Origin of the sequence: Streptomyces cellostaticus, from assembly GCF_001513965.1 — a bacterium.
Lineage (GTDB): Bacteria > Actinomycetota > Actinomycetes > Streptomycetales > Streptomycetaceae > Streptomyces > Streptomyces cellostaticus.
This window is the reverse complement of record NZ_KQ948023.1, coordinates 175,881-191,890: the sequence shown is the minus strand read 5'-3', so window position 1 is coordinate 191,890 and position 16,010 is coordinate 175,881. Positions and strand designations below refer to the sequence as shown.

Annotated in this window: 14 protein-coding genes and 1 tRNA gene; 7 read left to right on the top strand and 8 right to left on the bottom strand. The window is 71.4% G+C overall.

Features of this window, described 5'->3' with window-relative positions; all coding sequences use genetic code 11:
* Window positions 1–122 precede the first annotated feature (122 nt).
* From AQI88_RS19290 to AQI88_RS19265, 6 genes are all read right to left on the bottom strand, one after another.
* A tRNA-Ser gene (locus AQI88_RS19290) sits at window positions 123–207 on the bottom strand.
* Between the two features lie 253 nt (window positions 208–460).
* Complete coding sequence (locus tag AQI88_RS19285; protein WP_067000569.1) at window positions 461–709, bottom strand: SGM_3592 family protein; 249 nt, start codon at window positions 707–709, stop codon at window positions 461–463.
* Between the two features lie 89 nt (window positions 710–798).
* Window positions 799–1,518 (bottom strand): ABC transporter permease, encoded by a 720-nt coding sequence (locus AQI88_RS19280; protein WP_067000566.1) that lies wholly within the window; start codon window positions 1,516–1,518, stop codon window positions 799–801.
* 10 nt (window positions 1,519–1,528) lie between these two features.
* On the bottom strand, window positions 1,529–2,440 hold the full coding sequence (locus AQI88_RS19275) for an ABC transporter ATP-binding protein (protein WP_067000563.1): 912 nt from the start codon (window positions 2,438–2,440) through the stop codon (window positions 1,529–1,531).
* Window positions 2,437–3,354: a hypothetical protein gene (locus AQI88_RS19270; RefSeq protein WP_067000560.1), complete on the bottom strand. Its 918-nt coding sequence runs from the start codon at window positions 3,352–3,354 to the stop codon at window positions 2,437–2,439. The genes AQI88_RS19275 and AQI88_RS19270 overlap by 4 nt, the downstream gene beginning before the upstream one ends.
* Entirely contained in the window at window positions 3,344–4,309 is a 966-nt protein-coding gene (locus AQI88_RS19265; protein WP_067000916.1) for an ABC transporter ATP-binding protein, read from the bottom strand. Before AQI88_RS19265 ends, AQI88_RS19270 begins: the two co-directional genes overlap by 11 nt.
* 216 nt (window positions 4,310–4,525) lie before the next feature.
* Here AQI88_RS19265 and AQI88_RS19260 point away from each other — a divergent pair, with 216 nt between their 5' ends.
* From AQI88_RS19260 to AQI88_RS19230, 7 genes are all read left to right on the top strand, one after another.
* Window positions 4,526–5,368, top strand: a complete 843-nt coding sequence (locus AQI88_RS19260; RefSeq protein WP_067000557.1) for a M24 family metallopeptidase — start codon at window positions 4,526–4,528, stop codon at window positions 5,366–5,368.
* Between the two features lie 11 nt (window positions 5,369–5,379).
* A complete protein-coding gene (locus AQI88_RS19255) occupies window positions 5,380–7,137 on the top strand; it encodes an SDR family oxidoreductase (protein ID WP_107118603.1) in 1,758 nt (585 codons plus the stop codon).
* Between the two features lie 134 nt (window positions 7,138–7,271).
* On the top strand, window positions 7,272–8,213 hold the full coding sequence (locus tag AQI88_RS19250; protein ID WP_067000554.1) for a MerR family transcriptional regulator: 942 nt from the start codon (window positions 7,272–7,274) through the stop codon (window positions 8,211–8,213).
* A 127-nt stretch (window positions 8,214–8,340) separates the two neighbouring features.
* Window positions 8,341–8,889 carry an RNA 2'-phosphotransferase gene (locus AQI88_RS19245; protein ID WP_067000551.1) on the top strand — a complete coding sequence of 183 codons (549 nt, stop codon included), beginning with the start codon at window positions 8,341–8,343 and terminating at the stop codon, window positions 8,887–8,889.
* Window positions 8,890–8,911: 22 nt separating this feature from the next.
* Window positions 8,912–9,382: a hypothetical protein gene (locus AQI88_RS19240; RefSeq protein ID WP_067000547.1), complete on the top strand. Its 471-nt coding sequence runs from the start codon at window positions 8,912–8,914 to the stop codon at window positions 9,380–9,382.
* Window positions 9,383–9,425: 43 nt separating this feature from the next.
* Window positions 9,426–10,328, top strand: a complete 903-nt coding sequence (locus tag AQI88_RS19235; protein ID WP_067000545.1) for an LLM class flavin-dependent oxidoreductase — start codon at window positions 9,426–9,428, stop codon at window positions 10,326–10,328.
* Between the two features lie 59 nt (window positions 10,329–10,387).
* Window positions 10,388–11,275, top strand: a complete 888-nt coding sequence (locus AQI88_RS19230) for an HAD hydrolase family protein (protein WP_208615831.1) — start codon at window positions 10,388–10,390, stop codon at window positions 11,273–11,275.
* 153 nt (window positions 11,276–11,428) lie between these two features.
* Here AQI88_RS19230 and cydD read toward each other — a convergent pair whose 3' ends face one another.
* Window positions 11,429–14,926 carry a thiol reductant ABC exporter subunit CydD gene (gene cydD / locus AQI88_RS19225; protein ID WP_067000907.1) on the bottom strand — a complete coding sequence of 1,166 codons (3,498 nt, stop codon included), beginning with the start codon at window positions 14,924–14,926 and terminating at the stop codon, window positions 11,429–11,431.
* A gap of 59 nt (window positions 14,927–14,985) precedes the next feature.
* Window positions 14,986–16,002 carry a cytochrome d ubiquinol oxidase subunit II gene (gene cydB / locus AQI88_RS19220; protein WP_067000538.1) on the bottom strand — a complete coding sequence of 339 codons (1,017 nt, stop codon included), beginning with the start codon at window positions 16,000–16,002 and terminating at the stop codon, window positions 14,986–14,988.
* Window positions 16,003–16,010 lie beyond the last annotated feature (8 nt).

Here is a 16,010-nt window from a genome sequence, read left to right as displayed (position 1 = left end):
GGGTCCCCCCGCTCGAGCGAAGCCGAGAGTGGGGGAGGGTGGGCACGGCCTACAGCGCCGGGCGCCTTCTCAGCGGACCCCAAGCCCTGCAAAGAGCGGCCGAGCCCCAGTGGAACGTCTCGCGGAGGATGCACGGATCGAACGTGCGCGGGGTCACCCCCGACCACGGCTTAGCAAGCCGGTGCCTTACCACTCGGCCAATCCTCCGGGTGGGCGGCCCACGCGAGAGCGACATCGCGTGCTCGAAGCGGCCGCCCCGGGCAGTCGGCGGCTCCACGGAGAGGTAATGGCTACTCCGGAGCCCGCCGCGGACTGCCCTGTCGGGAGCTGGGCGTACTGCCGTGCATGGACATCGCCCGACTCCTCTCCCAGTGCGCGGCGCCGGGACACTCCCGGCGGATGGGGCACAACCAATGTGCCCCACCACCGAGTTGGGCGCCACTGAATTAACCGCTGGCCCTCACGACTGCCGACGGCGCCACCTGCGGCGCCGTGCCTTGCTGAAGAACCAGCCCGCGGGCGGCTCGTCGGACCGCCACGGCTGCGGCTCCGGCTCCTCGGCACGCCAGCGGGCGGCGAGCATCCGGGCCCGGGCGGACGGTTCGGAGGTCTCGGCGGCCCGTACGAAGCTCTCGTCCAGGACGAGCTCGTCCCAGACCTCACCGTCGGCCCGCCCACGGGCGTCGTACTGCGGCGTCTCCTCCGCCATCTGCGGCCTCCTAGCCGTCCATCCGCTTTGCCCAGTGTGCTGGGACAGAGGTGAAGTCCCCGTCAAGGCCGCCGGGGACCGATCGGGGCCTACTCCTCGCCCGCCAGCGTCAGCGCGCGCAGCTTCTGGCCGGCGTACCAGGTGGCCAGGACGGTGACCGCGATCAGCAGCACCGTGGCGGTCGTCAGCCCCACGTCGGAGGTCACCAGATCCCCGCCGGCGACCTTGTGGGCGACGGCGAGCGACCACTGCTGGACGCTCAGGGTGCGCGCGCCGGGCACCAGGGAGCCGAACAGGGCCTCCCAGACGAGGGCATAGACCAGCCCGAAGACCACGGCGTGCCGGGAGACGGTGCCCAGCAGCAGGAACAGCGCGGAGTACGCGATGGAGGCCACCAGCGCGGCCACCGTGTAGGCGACGGCGACCTGCTGCCCGTTGCCGTTCAGGATCAGGCCCGCGATCAGGGTCGGCACCGCGGAGAACACCATGGTGACCGCGACGGCGACGATCAGCTTGGTGAAGATGATCGTCGGCCGCTTCAGCGGCTTGGACAGCAGGTAGACGACGGAGCCGTCGTCGATCTCCGGCCCGATCGCTCCGGTGCCCGCGATGACGCCGATGATCGGCACCATGGTGGCGAGCGCGAACCCGCCGAGGACGTCGGCGGCCGTCTGGTCGTCCGCTCCGGTCAGGCCGCGCACGGCCACGGAGAGCACGATCAGCAGCAGGGGCAGCGCCCCGAGGATGAGGGCCCGGCGGCGGCCCAACAGGGCCCTGTAGGTGAGCCGGGCGACAGTGGGGTCGTACATCTTCGGCCTCCTACGCCGCGACCAGGTACGAGAACACGGACTCGAGGGACTCGTCGGACGGCGAGACCGTGAGCAGCCGGATGCCGTGGTCGCGTGCGACCTTGGGCAGCAGGGCGGTGAAGCGGCCGAAGTCCACGGCCTGGATGCGCAGCGCGCCCTCGGCGTGGTCGACCTCGATGCCGGACGTCGACGGGTCGGCGATCAGCGCGGCCGCGAGCGCGCGGTCGTCGCTGGAGCGCACCAGGTAGCGGTGCGGGCGGTCGGTCATCAGGCGGCGGATCCTGCGGAAGTCGCCGCTGGCCGCGTGCCTGCCTGCGACGACGACCTCGATGTGCCAGGCGAGCTGCTCGACCTCCTCCAGGATGTGCGAGGAGAACAGCACCGTGCGGCCCTCGTCGCCCATCCGCCGCAGCAGGTCCATGAGCTGCATCCGCTGGCGCGGGTCCATGCCGTTGAACGGCTCGTCGAGCAGCAGCAGGGACGGGTCGTGGACGAGCGCGGAGGCCATCTTCACGCGCTGCCGCATGCCCTTGGAGTACGTGGAGATCTTCCGGTCCTGCGCGTACTCCATCTCGACCGTGGCGAGGGCCCTTTGGGCCGCCTTGGCGCCCAGGCCGTGCAGCTCGGCGTTGGCGACGACGAACTCGCGGCCGGTGAGGAAGTCGTACATCGCCTCCCGCTCGGGGACGATGCCGATGTGCTGGTAGATGGCCTCGTTGCGCCACACCGGCTGCCCGTCCAGGGTGACCGAGCCGGTGGAGGGGGCGAGGAAGCCGCCCATCATGTTGATGAGGGTGGACTTTCCGGCGCCGTTGGGGCCGAGCAGGCCCGTGACGCCGGGGCCGATGGTCATCGTGATGTCGTTGACGGCGACCACGTTGCCGAACCAGCGGGAGACGTGGTCGATGTTGAGCGTGGTCACAGGCCCACCTTCTTGTAGCGGCGGATCAGCAGGCCGTAGCAGCCGGCGATGAGTCCCAGGACGGCCAGGACGTAGACCATGCCCTGTCCGGTCGACGGATCGATCCCGCCGGGGGCGCGGGTGGTCGCGCCCAGGAAGGCCGACTGGACCCCGTCGATGAGCGTGACCGGCGAGAACAGGCCGATCCACGGGATGGCACCGGTGCTGTTCTGCACGTTGGCGATGGCCTGGAGCGTGGTGACAGCACCGTAGGAGATGGTCATCACGGCGATCACGGCGGCGATGCCGAAGCCGCGGCGCGGGGTGACGGCGGCGATGACCAGGCCGAGGCCGGCGAACAGCAGCGAGAGCAGGGCCACGGAGACCAGTCCCTGGGCGAATTCCTTGGTCTGATGGGCGAAGCCCATCTTGGACAACAGCGCGCCCGCGTACATCACGAGCAGCGGGGCGCCGGTGAGGACGAACAGGGCCGAGGCCAGCGCCGCGAACTTCGCCTGTACGTAGTCGGCGGTCTCGATGGGCCGCGAGAAGTACAGCGGTACGGTCTTGAAGCGCAGGTCGCGCGAGACGGACTGGGGTGCCTGCGAGGCCACGTACAGGCTGATCACGGCCTGCATGACGATCGCGTAGCGGGTGTAGGACACCGGCAGTTCGTGCGCCTTGGTGGCCACCGCGACGGCCACCATGATGGCCGCGGGCACGCACATCACTGCGAACAGCAGCATCGGCAGCACCTTGGACTTCGCCGAGCGGCCGAGGCCGTAGGCGCCGCGCAGGGACTGCGAGTACAGCGAGCGGCGGGCGTAGGCGCGGCCGAGGCGCGGGCCGTCGTAGCCGCGGTAGCCGATGTCGTGGATGCGGGTCTGGTCGCCGGAGGGCGTCACCGCCGTGTGCATGGGCTGCTCAACCGCCATGACCGACGGCCTCCTTCCGCTGCTCGTCGCTGTGGGTGAACACCTCGGAGATGTGGTGCCGGCGCTGCTCCATGCGCACCAGGCCGAGGCCCAGGTCGGCGACCACGTCGCGCACGAGGTCGTACGTCTCCTCGCCCGGGGCGGTCAGCAGCAGGATGTGCCCGGCGCCGGGCAGGCCGCCGCCCTCGTCGTGGGTGTCCACCCCGCGCGCGTGGAACGCGTCGCGGACCGCGCGGGTGCCGTCGGGGTGGTCGTCGCTGTCGGTGACCTCGATCGCGAGGGTGGTCGTGGTCTGCGTGAAGTCGGTGGTGGAGCTGGAGCGCAGCAGCTTGCCGCCGTCGATGACGACGACGTGGTCGCAGGTGCGCTCCAGCTCGCCCAGCAGGTGGGAGGTGACCAGGACCGAGATGCCGAAGTCGGTGTGGATGCGGCGGATCAGGCCGAGCATCTCGTCGCGGCCGACCGGGTCGAGGCCGTTGGTCGGCTCGTCCAGGAAGACCAGCTGCGGGTCGTGCACCAGGGCCTGGGCGAGCTTCACGCGCTGCTTCATGCCGGTCGAGTAGCCGCCGATGGGGCGGTAGCGCTCCTCGTACAGGCCGACATGGCGCAGGGTGTCCGCGGTGCGCTCGCGCGCGGCGGTGGGCGGCAGGCCGGACATGCGTGCCATGTGGACGACGAACTCGGTGGCCGAGACGTCGGGCGGCAGGCAGTCGTGCTCCGGCATGTAGCCCACGCGCTCACGGATGGCGGCGCCCTTGGCGGCGACGTCGAGGCCGAGCACCTCGGCGCGGCCCTCCGTGGCGGGGGACAGACCCAGCAGGATCTTGATGAGCGTGGACTTGCCGGCGCCGTTGGCTCCGACGAGTCCGGTCACACCGGGTCCGATGTCCACGGACAGCCGGTCGAGCGCGGTCACCCGGGTGAACCGCTTGCTCAGGCTTTCGGTCGCGATCACAGTCACGTCTTCGACGGTAGTGATCCAGACCACGCCGGTCGTCAGACCTCAGAGCCGTCTTCGCGTCAGACTCGAGTATTACGAGGCCCTAAGGGATCCAGTGCCTGAGAGTTATCCACAGCCCTTGATCCCGGCTATTGACGCCGCCTCTAACAACTGTCACATTCACCAGTGTCAAGTTACGGACGCGTACCGCAGTCGACGGGACGGGGCGGCATGACGACGGCAGTGAGCAGCGAACTCTCCACGGAGTTGCAGGGGTTCAGGCGGGTGCAGCGCCTCGCCTACGAGTGCGCGGAGGCGGTCGCGGCACGCCTCGAGCCGGGTGTGACCGAGCGCGAGGCGGCACGGATGCAGCGCGAGTGGCTGCGCGAGCGGGGAGTGCGGGACTGGTTCCACCTGCCTTTCGCCTGGTTCGGCGACCGCACGGCGTTCGTGGACTTCCGCATCCCCTTGCAGTTCTTCCCGACCGACCGCGCCCTGGAACCCGGGATGCCGTTCATCCTGGACATGGCCCCGGTCTACGAGGGATACACGGCCGACATCGGCTACTCGGGCTCGCTCGGTGTCAACCCGGTGCAGGACCGGCTGATGGCCGACCTGGAGGCGCATCGCGAGCTGATCCTGCGCGAGGTGCGCGAGCGGCGCCCGTTGCGCGAGATCTACGAGGACGTGGACCGCCTCATGGTCCGCCAGGGCTACGCCAACCGGCACCGGGCGTATCCCTTCGGCGTGATCGCCCACAAGGTGGACCGGGTGAAGCAGCGCCGCTGGTCACCTCACCTGTTCGGGTTCGGCACGCAGTCCCTGAAGGGTCTGGCCGCCGACGCTCTGCACGGCCACCGCGAGGGCTGGTCACCCCTGTGGTCGCCGTACCGCTTCTCCGACCACCCGCCGCAGCCGGGCCTGTGGGCGGTCGAACCGCACCTCGGCTTCCGGGGCACGGGCGCGAAGTTCGAGGAGATCCTGGTGCTCACCGACTCCCGGGACCCCGAGCAGAGCGCGTTCTGGCTGGACGACGATCTGCCGCACGTGCGGCGCTGGGCGGAGGAGAAGTGACGACACCTTCGATGCTGAAGGGTGCGCGCGAGCGCTGGGTGCGGACCGGCGGGGTCGAGCTGTGCGTGGCCGAGCTGGGCGATCCGGAGCAGCCGACGGTGGTGCTGGTGCACGGCTATCCGGACAGCAAGGAGGTGTGGTCGGAGGTCGCCGCCCGCCTCGCCGACCGCTGCGGATTTCATGTCGTCCTGTACGACGTCCGGGGCCACGGCCGCTCCACGGCACCGCAGCCGCTGCGCGGCGGCTTCACCCTGGCGAAGCTCACGGACGACTTCCTGGCGGTCGTGGACACGGTGAGCCCCAACCACCCGGTGCACGTGGTCGGTCACGACTGGGGCTCGGTGCAGTCCTGGGAGTTCGTCACGGTGGGCCGCACGGAGGGCCGTATCGCCTCCTTCACGTCGATGTCCGGACCGTCCCTGGACCACTTCGGGCACTGGATCAACGCGCGGATGAAGCGCCCCACGCCCCGCCGGGTGGGCCAGCTCCTCGGCCAGGGCGCCAAGTCCTGGTACGTCTACCTGCTGCATACGCCCGCCCTGCCGGAACTGGCCTGGCGCGGCCCGCTCGGCAAGCGCTGGCCGAAGATCCTCCAGCGGGTCGAGAAGGTCCCCGGCGACGGCTACCCGACCGCGTCCCTGCCCTCCGACGCGGCGCACGGCGCCTGGCTGTACCGGGACAACGTCCGCGCCCGGCTGCGCAGGCCGCGCCCCGACGCGTACGCGCACGCGCCCGTGCAGCTCATCACGCCCCAGGGGGACGCGTTCCTGTCCGAGCGGCTCTACGACGACCTCGACCAGTGGGTGCCGCGACTGACCCGCCGCACGCTGCCGGCCAAGCACTGGATCCCGCGCACCCGCCCGGATCAACTGGCCGCATGGATCGAGGAGTTCGTGACGGCCGTGGAGGGCGGCCGCCCTGAGCCGGCGGCCACCGGCCGCCATGCCGAGCGGTTCGGCGGGCAGCTGGTGCTGGTCACCGGCGCGGGCAGCGGCATCGGCCGGGCCACGGCGTTCGCGTTCGCGGAGGCCGGCGCGCGCGTGGTGGCCGTCGACCGCGACGCCGAGGCCGCGACCCGCACCGCCGAGCTGTCCCGGCTGATCGGCGCCCCCGAGGCCTGGGCGGAGACGGCGGACGTCTCCGACGAGCAGGCCATGGAGAAACTCGCCGAGAAGGTGCACCGCGCGTACGGCGTGCTGGACGTGCTGGTCAACAACGCGGGGATCGGTCTGTCGGGTTCGTTCTTCACCACGACCACCGACGACTGGCGCAAGGTCCTGGACGTCAACCTGTGGGGCGTGATCCACGGGTGCCGCCTCTTCGGCGCGCGGATGGCCGAGCGCGGCCAGGGCGGCCACATCGTCAACATCGCCTCGGCGGCCGCGTACCAGCCCTCGCGGGCACTGCCCGCCTACAGCACCTCCAAGGCGGCGGTCCTGATGCTCTCCGAGTGCCTGCGCGCCGAACTGGCCTCGCAGGACATCGGGGTCACGGCGATCTGCCCCGGCCTCGTCAACACCAACATCACCTCCACGGCCCGCTTCACCGGCGTCGACGAGACCGAGGAACGCCGCCGCCAGAAACACTCCGCCCGCCTGTACAGCCTGCGCAACTACCCACCGGAGAAGGTAGCCGGGGCGATCCTGGACGCGGTGACCCACAACAGAGCAGTGGTACCGGTGACACCGGAGGCCCGCGGCGCACATCTCCTGTCGCGTTTCATGCCGGGGGTGTTGAGAGGAATCGCGCGCGTGAATCCGAAGCTGTGAGCAGGACTACATAGCTGCGGGCAGTCGTGCCGCTGGGGCGGCACGGGTGGGCGCAGCGGCACCCCGCCAGCGCGGGCAAGCGAGGCCGCCCCCCGCCCAGCCCCAACTCCGGTCACCGCAAAGGAACCCCCCGCATGACCGACCCCCCGGCCCAAAAGACCTACCGCATCGAAGACCTCGCCCACCACAGCCACACCACCGTAAGAACCATCCGCGCCTACCAGGACAAAGGCCTCCTCCCCCGCCCCGAACGCCAGGGCCGGGCCAACCTCTACTCCGACATCCACCTCACCCGCCTCCACCAGATCGCCCACCTCCTCGACCGCGGCTACACCCTGGCCTCCATCAAGGAACTCCTGGACGCCTGGGACACCGGCCGCGGCCTGGGAGGAGTCCTCGGCCTGGTCACCGAGGTGGAGGGCCCGTGGACCGACGAGGAACCGGCCCGCATCACCCGCGCCGAGCTGAACGCCCGCTTCGGCGACGCCCCCGACGACGACGCCGTAGCCGAGGCCGTCGAACTCGGCGTGCTGGAACGGATCCACGGCGACCAGGACACCTTTCGCGTACCGAGCCCCCAAGAGCTGTCCGTGGCAGCGGAGTTGCACGCGGCCGGTGTTCCGCTCTCCGCGATATCGGGCCATCTCAAGGAGTTGAGGGGCCAGGTCGAGCACATAGCCGCCCGTTTCCTGGAGTTCACCACCGAATACGTCTTCGCCCGCTATCTCGACGATCCCGGTCACCGCACGGACGCGCATGCGGCGGAAGCGGCTTCGCTGGTACGCCGGCTGCGCCCCCTGGCCCAGCAGACCGTGGACGCCGAACTCGCCCGTGCCATGCGCGTGTTCGCGGTCCAGCATCTACGAACCCGCCTCGGCACCGAGAGACCGCCGAAGCCGCACAGGGAGACGCGCTCCATCGACCTCCCCGTTGAGACGATCAGCGCTGTGGAGAGCCTTGTTGGCCAGGAACACACGTCCACGTTCATCGCGCTGGCCGCCGACCGAGAGGTCAGGGCAAGGACCTTGGACGATCTTGCCTCACCGAATCGCCCCCACACCGAACTTGGCGAATGACCCTGAACTGCCTATCAGTTGTCCACAACTTCTCCAATTCCCCTGTGGATAACTCGACTTGGTTGTGGATCAAACCTCGGGACGAAAATAACCTGCGTGATCCGCATCTCTCCCGCACCCTGGAGAGATGGATGAAAGACGCACCGTGAAGGTGTCGAAATACCTCTCGAAGCACCTGCGCCACCAGCCCGAACGCATCGGCCTGACACTCGACGCGGGCGGCTGGGTCGAGATCGACACGCTGATCGCCGCGGCCGCCGCACACGGCTTCCGCTTCTCTCGCGAGGAGCTCGACCACGTCGTGGCCGCCAACGACAAGCAGCGCTTCGCGATCGAGGGCACGAGGATCCGCGCCAGTCAGGGCCACAGCATCGACGTCGACCTGGGCCTGCCCCCGGCGACCCCGCCGCCGTACCTCTACCACGGGACCATCGCCCGCAACCTGGACGCGATCCGTGCCGAGGGCCTCAGGCCCATGAACCGGCACGACGTCCACCTCTCGGCAGACCGAGAGACCGCGACCCGGGTCGGCGCCCGCCGCGGCCGCCCCGTCGTACTCGCCGTGGACGCCGGCGCCATGCACCGCGACGGCCACCTCTTCCACCGCAGCGCGAACGGGGTGTGGCTCACCCAGGCCGTACCACCCCGCTACCTGCGCTTTCCCGAGGGGCACTGACATCCGGGCCGGTCGCCCCGGCATGATCAGTGGTATGGACCACTCGCCCGAGCAGCTGCCCACCACCGAAGCCGCCGTCACCGCCCTGCGCGCCCTCGCCGCCGAGTACGCGCGCGAGATCGAGGTGACCCACGACATCGGCGCCGACCAGACCTCCCGCCGCAGCGCCGCGGGCGTCGGCGTCACCACCGACCCGGACGGTTCCCTGCCCCACGAGGCGTACGCCGAGTTCGGCGGACTCCCCCGGGTGAGCGTGCGGCTCTATCCGGAGGACGACGCGTTGATCACCGTCGAGGGCGTCGAGTGCCCCGACATCCCGCGCGACGACGTCCCCGCCTTCCTCCGGTCCGTCTTCGGCGGCCTCGCCCACGTCAGAGGGCGCCGCTTCCCGCCCGGTCACCGCCTCGTCGTCCCGCTGCCCGGCGACCGCGCGCACGTGGAGTACATCCCGCAGATCCTGCTCACCCCGTGGCTCAGCAGGCACGTACGGTGACCGCTTTCGGTCATTGTCCGTGGGTCGCCGTAGTCTCGGGCGCATGAGTCTGCGTCTGAGCACCGTGATCCTGCCGTACCGCCGCTGGAGCGAGGGCGGCCGTTCGGCCTGGGTGCGGGCCGAGCAGCTCGGTTTCCACACCGCGTACACCTACGACCACCTGTCCTGGCGCAGCTTCCGCGACGGCCCGTGGTTCGGTGCCGTACCGACGCTGACCGCCGCCGCGGCCGCCACCGACCGGCTCCGCCTGGGCACGCTGGTCACCTCGCCGAACTTCCGGCACCCGGTGACCCTCGCCAAGGAACTGATCTCCCTGGACGACATCTCCGGCGGCCGCATCACCCTGGGCATCGGCGCGGGCGGCACGGGCTTCGACGCCACGGCCCTCGGCCAGGAGCCCTGGACGCCGCGCGAACGCGCCGACCGGCTCGCCGAGTTCGTGCCGCTGCTCGACCGGCTGCTCACCGAGGACGCCGTGTCGTCCGAGGGCCGGTTCTACTCGGCGCACGAGGCGCGCAACATACCCGGCTGCGTCCAGCGGCCCCGGCTGCCCTTCGCGGTGGCGGCCACCGGCCCGCGCGGACTGAAGCTCGCCGCTCGGTACGGACAGGCGTGGGTGACCACCGGCGACCCGAAGCTGTACGAGAACGGCACCCCGGAGCAGTCGGTCGAGGCGCTGCGCGGCCAGGCGGAGAAGCTGTCCGAGGCGTGCGCGGCGGCCGGCCGGGACGTGGCCGGGCTGGACAAGGTCCTGCTCACCGGTTTCACCCCGGACCGCGGCCGGCCGCTGCAGTCCCTGGACGCCTTCGTGGACTTCGCGGGCCGCCACCAGGAGTTGGGCTTCACCGAGATCGTGATCCACTGGCCCATCCCCGACTCCGACTTCGCCGCGGACGAGAAGGTCTTCGAGCAGATCGCCCTGGAGGCACTCGCCCAACTGCCGTGACCGGGAGCGATGTGTCCATGGACTCATCTGTGCGGACTCCCGCACGGCCGTGCGGGCATATGCGCGAGAATGGCCGGGTGACCTCAGCGACCAGACAGCCCGGGACCCCGGCCGCCGCCCTACGGCCGCGGCTGATCGCCACCGACCTCGACGGCACTCTGCTGCGCGACGACAAGTCGGTCTCCCCGAGGACGGTCGCCGCGCTGGCCGCCGCCGAGGAGGCGGGCGTCGAGGTCTTCTTCGTCACCGGCCGCCCGGCCCGCTGGATGGACGTCGTCAGCGACCACGTCCACGGCCACGGCCTGGCCATCTGCGGCAACGGCGCCGCCGTCGTCGACCTGCACGGCGGCCCCGGTGCCCACCGGTTCGTGAAGGTGCGCGAGCTGGCCCGGCAGAACGCGCTGGACGCCGTACGGCTGTTGCGCGACGCGGTACCCGGCACGGTCTTCGCGGTCGAGCAGACGTACGGCTTCCACCAGGAACCCGCCTATCCCAAGCTGCACATGGAGATACCGGACAACCTGCTGCCCGCCGAGGCTCTCCTCGCCGCCGACGGCCCGGACGCCGACCAGCCCGTCCTCAAGATCCTCGCCTACCACCCCGACCTCGACCCGGACGCCTTCCTCGCCCTCGCCCGCCTCGCGATCGGCGACCGCGCCAACGTCACCCGTTCCAGCCCCAGCGCCCTGCTGGAACTCAGCGGCCCCGACGTCTCCAAGGCCAGCACGCTGGCCCTGTGCTGCGCCGAGCGCGGCATCTCGCCCGCGGAGGTCGTCGCCTTCGGGGACATGCCCAACGACGTCGAGATGCTGACCTGGGCCGGCCGGTCGTACGCGATGGGCAACGCCCACCCGGACGTCGTCGCCGCGGCCTCGGGTCGCACGGTCGCCAACAACGAGGACGGGGTGGCGGTCGTGATCGAGCGGATGCTCACCGGACGCGTCTGACCCCGCCCCCGGCGCCGGCCGACGAGGATGAGCGCGCCGAGCAGCCCCTGGCGCCCGTCCGTCGTGGAGTTCAGTTCCAGCCCGCTGCCCACGGACCGCATCGCCCCCAGCAGCTGCGGCACCCGCAGGCGGCGGGCGGCGAGGGGGCGGCCGTCACCGCGCCCCCGCCGGCGACTCCGCCGCCGCCTCCCGGCGCGCCATCGCGCGCAGCGGCCCGTCCACAGCGGCCAGCTCCGCGTACGGTCCCCGCTGCACCACCCGACCCGCATCGAGCACGACCACCTCGTCCACCGCGTCGAGCCCCGCCAGCCGGTGGGTGATCAGCAGTGTCGTACGGCCCTCGGTGGCGGCCAGCAGATCCGCGGTGAGCGCGTCCGCCGTCGGCAGGTCCAGGTGCTCGGCGGGCTCGTCCAGGACGAGAACCGGGAAGTCGGCGAGTAGTGCGCGGGCCAGCGCGAGGCGCTGCCGCTGCCCACCGGACAGCCGCGCCCCGTGCTCGCCGACGAGCGTGTCCAGGCCGTCCGGCAGCCCGTCCACCCAGTCCAGCAGCCGGGCCCGGGCCAGCGCGTCGCGCAGGTCGGTCTCGGTGGCGTCCTTCCGGGCGAGCAGCAGGTTCTCGCGCACGCTGCTGTCGAAGAGGTGCGCGTCCTGGGCGCACAGTCCGACGAGCCGGCGTACGTCGTCACCGGCCAGCGCGTACGCGTCCACACCGGCGAGCGTGTACGAGCCGGATTGTGGGTCGAGGAAGCGCAGCAGGACCTGGGCGAGGGTCGTCTTGCCGGAGCCGGACGGCCCGACCACGGCGATCCGGCGCCCCTGTTCCAGCGTGAGGTCGAGCCCGGCGAGCGCGTCCCGGTGCTGCCCCGCGTGCCGGGCGGCCAGGCCCTTGACCACGACCGGGAAGGGCGTGGCGGGCGCCTGCCGGGGCCGCTCCGGCTCCCGTACGGGCTCCGGGGCGTCCAGCACCTCGTACACGCGCTCCGCGCTGTGCCGCACCCGCTGCCGGAAGCGCACGGCGAGCGGCAGCCCCAGTACGGCCTCGAAGGCGGCCAGCGGGGTGAGGACCACCACGGCCATCGCCACGCCGCCGAGCCTGCCCGCGGCCACCGCCTGGGCGCCCAGCAGCGCGGTGGCGGTGACGGTCAGGCCGGAGATCAAGGCGGTGAGGCCGTCGCCGAGCGCGGTGACCGTGGCGGCGCGCGAGGCGATCCGGGTGAGTGTGCCGTCGGCCTGCCCGGCCGCGGCCGTACGGTCCGGCAACGCCCCGGCGACGGTCAGCTCGGCGGTGCCGGTGAGCAGGTCGGTCACGCGGGTCGCGAGCACGCCCCGGGCGGGCGCCAGCCGCCGCTCGGCACGCCGGGCCGCGGCCGCGGTGATCACGGGGACACCGGCGCCGGCCAACAGGAGGCCCGCAGCGAGCGCGGCCCCGGCCTCCGGCAGCAGCCAGGCCATGAAGGCGACCGAGGCGGTCGAGACGGCCACCGCGACCCCGGCGGGCAACAGCCAGCGCAGCCAGTAGTCCTGGAGTGCGTCCACATCGGCGACCAGCCGGGTGAGCAGATCGCCGCGGCGGGCAGACCGCAGCCCTGCGGGCGCCAGCCGCTCCAGGCGCCGATAGACGGCGACCCGGGTGTCGGCCAGCATCCGCAGCACGGCGTCGTGCGACACCAGCCGCTCGGCGTACCGGAAAACGGCCCGCCCGATCCCGAAGGCCCGCGTCGCCGTCACGGCCACCATCAGATAGAGCACCGGCGGCTGTTGCGAGCCCCGCGAGATGAGCCAGCCGGAGGTGGCCATCAGCCCGACAGCACTGCCGAGCGCCAGGCTCCCGAGCAGCAGCGCGAGGAGCAGCCGTCCGCGCCGGGGACCGGCCAGGGCCCTGACCCGGGCCAGGACACGCCGCCGAGGCGCGGTGACGCCGGTTGCGGGCTCCTCGGCAGGGCTCCTCGCTTCGAAAGAGCGCGTGCCGGAGCCGTGGTGTACGGCGGCCACGGCGGCGGCCGACTCGGCCATGGGCGACTCGGGGAGGTCCAGCCGCACCACCCGGTCGGCCACGTCCAGCAGCGCCGGCCGGTGCACCACCAGCAGCACCGTGCGGCCCACCGCGAGGCGCCGCACCGCTGCCACGACCTCGGCCTCCGTCGCCCCGTCCAGCGCGGCCGTCGGCTCGTCCAGCAGCAGCACGGGCCGGTCGGCGAGGAAGGCCCGGGCCAGCGCGAGCCGTTGCCGCTGGCCGGCGGACAGCCCGGCCCCGTCCTCCCCGAGCACCGTGCCGATTCCCTCGGGCAGCGCCTCCACGAACTCCAGCGCCCCGGCGTCCCGCAGGGCCCCGTACACGGCGGTGTCATCCGCGTCGGGCCGGGACAGCCGTACGTTCTCGGCGATGGTCCCGGCGTACAGGTGCGGCAGCTGCGGCACCCAAGCGATCCGCGACCGCCACTGCTCCAGGTCGACGTCCGTGAGATCGGCTCCCCCGACCCGCACCCGGCCCTCGGCCGGCCGCACGAACCCCAGCAACACGTTCAACAACGTCGACTTGCCCGCACCGCTCGGCCCCACGAGCGCCACGGTCTCGCCGGGCTCCACAGCGAAGGACACGTCGGTCACGGCATCCGCCGACCGCCCCGGATAGCGGACCGTCACCCCGTCGAAGGCCACCGGTCCCGCAGGCACCGCCGCGGTCCCCGACGCCGGGACCGGTGTCTCCAGGACGGCGAAGATCTCCTCGGCCGCGGCGAGCCCCTCCGCCGCCGCGTGGTACTGCGCGCCCACCTGGCGCAGCGGCAGATACGCCTCGGGCGCCAGCACCAGGATGACCAGGCCGATGTACAGGTCCATGTCGCCGTGTACGAGGCGCATGCCGATCGTCACGGCGACCAGCGCCACCGACAGCGTGGCCAGCAATTCCAGGGCGAAGGACGAGAGGAAGGCGATCCGCAGGGTGCGCATCGTGGCCTGGCGGTACTCGCCGGTGATCCGGCGAATGGAGTCGGCCTGGGCCTTGGCCCGGCCGAACACCTTCAGCGTGGGCAGCCCGGCGACCACGTCCAGGAAGTGGCCGGAGAGCCGGGACAGCAGCCGCCACTGACGGTCCATCCGGGACTGCGTGGCCCACCCGATCAGCACCATGAAGAGGGGGATCAGCGGCAGAGTGCCGACGATCATCGCCGCCGACACCCAGTCCTCGGTGACGACCCGCGCCAGCACGGCGACCGGGACGACCACGGCGAGTCCCAACTGGGGGAGATAGCGCGAGAAGTAGTCGTCCAGTGCGTCCACCCCGCGTGTGGCCAGGGTGACCAGTGAGCCGGTCCGCTGACCGCTCAGCCACCCGGGGCCCAGCTGAGCGGCGCGCTCCAGCAGCCGCCCGCGCAGCTCCGATTTCACGGCCGCGCTCGCGCGGTGTGCCGCGAGTTCGGTGAGCCACGCGACAGCCGACCGGCCCACGGCCACGGCAGCCAACAGCAACAGGGGAGTGCGCAGTTCGGCGACCGACTGCCCATGCTGGAACGCTCCGACCACCACCTCGGCGATGAGCATCGCCTGGGCGATGACCAGCCCGGCCCCGAGGGCCCCCAGACCGACGACCGCCACCAGAAAGAAGCGGGTGGCGCGGGCGTATCGCAGCAGGCGCGGATCGATCGGTTTCACGTGAAACATGCCCTTCGGTCCAGAGGGTGTGTTTCACGTGAAACACACCCTCGGCGGACTCAGTGTGCGGCGCCGGCAGCGTCAGGAGCGATGTGCTGCGTACCGATCCGCTTGCGGAACACCCAGTAGGTCCAGCTCTGGTACAGCAGGACGAGCGGCGTGGCGATGGCCGCGCACCACGTCATGATCTTCAGGGTGTACGGGCTCGACGAGGCGTTGGTGACGGTGAGGCTCCAGTCCCCGTTGAGCGTGGACGGCATGACGTTCGGGAAGAGCGACAGGAACAACATCGCCACGGACGCCACGATGGTCAGACCGGACAGCGCGAATGCCCAGCCCTCGCGCCCCGCCTGATTGGCCACCAGAGCGGCCACCAGGGCTACAACCGCGACGATCAGGGCCACCAGGCTCTTGTCGTCCCCGCTGTGGGCCTGCGTCCAGAGCAGGAAGCCGAGGGCCAGAACAGCAGTGACGAGACCGACCCACAACGCCAGCCTGCGCGCCCGCAGCCGGATGTCACCCACCGTCTTGAGCGCGGTGAACACCGCTCCGTGGAAGGTGAACAGGGTGAGCGTCACCAGACCGCCGAGCACGGCGTAGGGGTTGAACAGGTCCCCGAGGCTGCCGACGTACTCGAAGTGCTGGTCGATCTTCACGCCCCGCACGATGTTCCCGAAGGCCACGCCCCACAGGAACGCCGGGATGAGCGAGGTCCAGAAGATGGCCGTCTCCCAGTTGCGCTGCCAGTTCTCCTCGGGCCGCTTCGCCCGGTACTCGAAGGCGACGCCCCGGACGATCAGGCAGACCAGGATGACCAGCAGGGGCAGGTAGAAGCCGGAGAAGAGGGTGGCGTACCACTCGGGGAAAGCGGCGAAGGTGGCACCGCCCGCCGTGAGCAGCCACACCTCGTTGCCGTCCCAGACGGGCCCGATGGTGTTGATCAGCACCCGGCGCTCGGGCCGGTTCCGGGCCAGCAGCTTGGTGAGGATGCCGACTCCGAAGTCGAAACCCTCCAGGAAGAAGTAGCCGGTCCACAGGACGGCGATCAGGACGAACCAGACGTCGTGAAGTTCCATGACTGTCC

Excerpts from the sequence above, each read along its gene's own strand:
- AQI88_RS19285 (WP_067000569.1), bottom strand. The coding sequence starts at position 709 with ATGGCGGAGGAGACGCCGCAGTACGACGCCCGTGGGCGGGCCGACGGT.
- AQI88_RS19240 (WP_067000547.1), top strand. The coding sequence starts at position 8,912 with ATGATCAGTGGTATGGACCACTCGCCCGAGCAGCTGCCCACCACCGAA.
- cydB (WP_067000538.1), bottom strand. The coding sequence starts at position 16,002 with ATGGAACTTCACGACGTCTGGTTCGTCCTGATCGCCGTCCTGTGGACC.
- AQI88_RS19235 (WP_067000545.1), top strand. The coding sequence starts at position 9,426 with ATGAGTCTGCGTCTGAGCACCGTGATCCTGCCGTACCGCCGCTGGAGC.
- AQI88_RS19250 (WP_067000554.1), top strand. The coding sequence starts at position 7,272 with ATGACCGACCCCCCGGCCCAAAAGACCTACCGCATCGAAGACCTCGCC.
- AQI88_RS19255 (WP_107118603.1), top strand. The coding sequence starts at position 5,380 with ATGCTGAAGGGTGCGCGCGAGCGCTGGGTGCGGACCGGCGGGGTCGAG.
- AQI88_RS19230 (WP_208615831.1), top strand. The coding sequence starts at position 10,388 with ATGCGCGAGAATGGCCGGGTGACCTCAGCGACCAGACAGCCCGGGACC.
- AQI88_RS19270 (WP_067000560.1), bottom strand. The coding sequence starts at position 3,354 with ATGGCGGTTGAGCAGCCCATGCACACGGCGGTGACGCCCTCCGGCGAC.
- AQI88_RS19280 (WP_067000566.1), bottom strand. The coding sequence starts at position 1,518 with ATGTACGACCCCACTGTCGCCCGGCTCACCTACAGGGCCCTGTTGGGC.
- AQI88_RS19260 (WP_067000557.1), top strand. The coding sequence starts at position 4,526 with ATGACGACGGCAGTGAGCAGCGAACTCTCCACGGAGTTGCAGGGGTTC.
- AQI88_RS19245 (WP_067000551.1), top strand. The coding sequence starts at position 8,341 with ATGGATGAAAGACGCACCGTGAAGGTGTCGAAATACCTCTCGAAGCAC.